We start from the raw sequence: 2,895 nt of genomic DNA, 5'->3' as shown, positions 1-2,895 counted from the left end.
AGACATCGTGGACGATCTCTTTGAACCGTCGCTCGAACAGGTCGTCATCGAACAGTTTTCGGCGATACCTCGGGCAGAACACGAAATGAAACGGCAGTCGTATCATTCGCTCATTCCAATAGACGACCTGGCCATCCTGATTCACCAGAACAATCACTTCACCACCTGATAAATCGGCATCAAATACTCTTGATTCATCGGTTATAAATATCCTCTCAATCTGCAGTTTCATCCAGTTTCACCTCCCATATTCACCGCTATCTTGTTGTTCAATCAAACACGATGAATTGTTTATACGTTTACTCAACGAGTTAGACGGTCTTGATACTGCTCGAGCCTTCTGTGGAAGCGGTCAACTTCTTCCCGAGTCACCGAATCTGTCATTCCATAGCGCTCGTCCAAATATGGCTTGAAATCGATGTCCGTCAATTCGATGCGCCGTGCCCACTCTAAAACCGTTTCTGTCGGCAACCATTTCTTCGCCGGCGGTAACGCCTGATTGAACGCGATGAGAGCGTCCCGAATCGTCACACCTGTCCAAGCCGGTTCTTCGACACTCGTTATCGAGCTCGGGACTGAATGACGCGAGAACGTCCGCGTCGTGAACGAAGCTGTTTCGTCAGCTCGCTTGCGGTGCTGAAAACGAATGTTAGCGGCAAAAATCACTCCGCTAAGCAATACACAGGCTAGTAACAACACCCAATAGAAGAGGCCATCGCCTCGTTCGATGACGGTAGTCACAGAATCAATCGTATAATCCAAATAGTCCAGTTTCAGACGAGACTGTTCTTCTTCTTTCGGTATCCTCATCTTTCCTTCGGACGACTCCATCAAATACTCAGATTCTGCCGGTGTCGGTCGCAACTTTAACCCCGAGGTCGGAGGCTCATACCACCATTCCATCAACAAGCTGATGAGACGAAGTCCAATAAAGACCGTTCCTACCGTAAGCACTGCGGTCAAGCCAAGCCGAATCATCCAACGCATGTTGTCGCCTCCTAGAGGGCTGACTTACATTAATTGTATCATCGGACGTTGTCACTTGGAATAATCATCCAGCATGACTCTAGTCATCGTTTTACAGAAGATGCATCTTAGCGACCTGACTTGTTGGCCGCAGCTTTAGAATCTCGGTCGCTAATTCGTTCGCTTCATCATCCGTCATTAATTTGTCGGGAATCGCATTGAAAAAGAGCAAGTATTCCTTTAGATCTATGCGACTAGAATCAAGCACGACAGCACGTTTCGCATGTTCGTAGGCCCGTTCATAGGCATGAGGATGGTGACAGAACGGTTGGCTCATGAGAAGCGACGCAGCCTCTTCCCAATCCGCAGTCTGCTCAACTTGAATCTGATCGCATACGATTTCGTAGACCGCTAAATCATCCGTATCAAACGCAACTTCAAGAAATGTATCTAACACCACTTCGTGAGCGAGCGGCTTCACTAGACGTTGAACGGTCGCTCGGTCATTTGAGAGGATCGCCTTGTGTAGTTGTTTTTTCAGGCTCATTTGAACGCTTGCCCTTTCCTTGATGATTCATCAACGCTCTTTTTTTCATTCATTTCCGTTTAAAACCTAGCGCGATGGAACGAAGAATCCTCGATTTGTTTCCGCAACTATCACACGCTATAATCATTGGCTCATCACCATAACACGTGGTTGCTATTTTAACGACCAAGCTCGAAGCGTAATCTCAAAAAGAAACGTTCGAGGTTTCGGTAGCCATAACCACGGCGTTTGATAAGCTTGATTTTGTTGTTCGTTCCTTCCATCTTTCCGTTCGATAGACTGGACACGATTGTTCGACGCATCGCTTCCTCTCGGTTCTGGATCGATTTCGCGATCTTCGCCAGAGGCCCGCAAGGATGGGACTGATAACGATCCAACCAATCGGTCAGTCGACGTTTCGCCTGTCCATGGCACGTGGCCTTCAGCACATATCGAATATGTTGAAGTCCTTGATAGAGGTCCCGGGTGAACGGATCTTCCCGAAGGCAAGAATCGGCGACCTCCCGGTCTTCGGGGGACAGCGTCTCCGGACGACAGGCGAGAGCACGGTCAATCACACGGACATGATGGTGACGTTTCACCTCGTTCAAAAAACGACGCCGACGGCGAAGGGCGTCCGTGAAGAACTGGATGAGATGGAAACGATCCAGCACATGTTTCGCATCCGGGAAGACATGTGCGACGGCCTTCGCCATTGCCGGTGCAAAGTCACTGACGACAGAACGGATGTCTCCGGCTATGCCTTGGAGTGCAGCCGTGATGGCCGTGACGTCCCTTCCCGGGACAATGGACAGGAGCCGACCACTCTCCGCATCGAGGGCGATTGTCGCATAGTGATGTCCTTTTCGTGTGGCGAACTCGTCGATGAGGACGTCTGTCGTATGCTTCTCTGTCTCTACTGAGGCGTACCGATAAAACCATCGTTCCACCGTCGTGTAAGGTAATCCGTATTCACGCGCTACATCTGAGATCGTCCTACCGTGGCAACGTTCTGCGATGCCTTTCCGGAACACCTCGGTGGAGGTGCGGACGAGCCCGAGACCGTAGTCATACACGAACGTCAAATCACAAGAGAAGCATCTTTGACGTGGGACATCCAGCTCAATCCAGAGTATACCGACGTTCCATGCGTGACCGTGTCGGAAGCGATGGATGGGCTACACTCAATTGGACATAAATGAAGAGGTCGATTAGACTGAAACAAATTATGAACACGAGGAGAACATCAGACATGACAAAGAGAGCGCACCGCGTCTACACAGATGAATTTAAAGAACAGGTCGTCCAGCTCTGTCTCAACGGGAAGCCGAGGATCGATATCGTTCGCGAGTACGATTTGACACCATCGGCACTGGGACGTTGGATCAACCAGAGCCGTACGA

At 49.8% G+C, this 2,895-nt stretch carries 4 protein-coding genes and 1 pseudogene; 1 reads left to right on the top strand and 4 read right to left on the bottom strand.

The features are described 5' to 3' along the window. The 4 genes and pseudogenes from KNP06_RS15040 to KNP06_RS15025 form a co-directional block, all read right to left on the bottom strand. A pseudogene (locus KNP06_RS15040) lies at positions 1-232 on the bottom strand (hypothetical protein); the annotation flags it as partial. Between the two features lie 71 nt (positions 233-303). Next, positions 304-987 (bottom strand): hypothetical protein, encoded by a 684-nt coding sequence (locus tag KNP06_RS15035; protein WP_029595496.1) that lies wholly within the window; start codon positions 985-987, stop codon positions 304-306. Between the two features lie 91 nt (positions 988-1,078). Then, a complete protein-coding gene (locus tag KNP06_RS15030; protein WP_051627722.1) occupies positions 1,079-1,513 on the bottom strand; it encodes a hypothetical protein in 435 nt (144 codons plus the stop codon). 158 nt (positions 1,514-1,671) lie between these two features. Continuing rightward, positions 1,672-2,613 (bottom strand): ISL3 family transposase, encoded by a 942-nt coding sequence (locus KNP06_RS15025; RefSeq protein ID WP_285801373.1) that lies wholly within the window; start codon positions 2,611-2,613, stop codon positions 1,672-1,674. A gap of 77 nt (positions 2,614-2,690) precedes the next feature. Between KNP06_RS15025 and KNP06_RS15020 the strand changes: the two genes are divergently transcribed. Next, positions 2,691-2,895, top strand: a 205-nt coding sequence (locus tag KNP06_RS15020) for a helix-turn-helix domain-containing protein (protein WP_353048617.1), incomplete at its 3' end; no start/stop codon positions are given.

Source organism: Exiguobacterium sp. s21, assembly GCF_018617975.1.
GTDB lineage: Bacteria > Bacillota > Bacilli > Exiguobacteriales > Exiguobacteriaceae > Exiguobacterium > Exiguobacterium mexicanum_A.
The sequence above is the reverse complement of the archived record's forward strand: the minus strand, read 5'-3'. Positions and strand labels throughout refer to the sequence as shown.

Excerpts from the sequence above, each read along its gene's own strand:
- KNP06_RS15035 (WP_029595496.1), bottom strand. The coding sequence starts at position 987 with ATGCGTTGGATGATTCGGCTTGGCTTGACCGCAGTGCTTACGGTAGGA.
- KNP06_RS15030 (WP_051627722.1), bottom strand. The coding sequence starts at position 1,513 with ATGAGCCTGAAAAAACAACTACACAAGGCGATCCTCTCAAATGACCGA.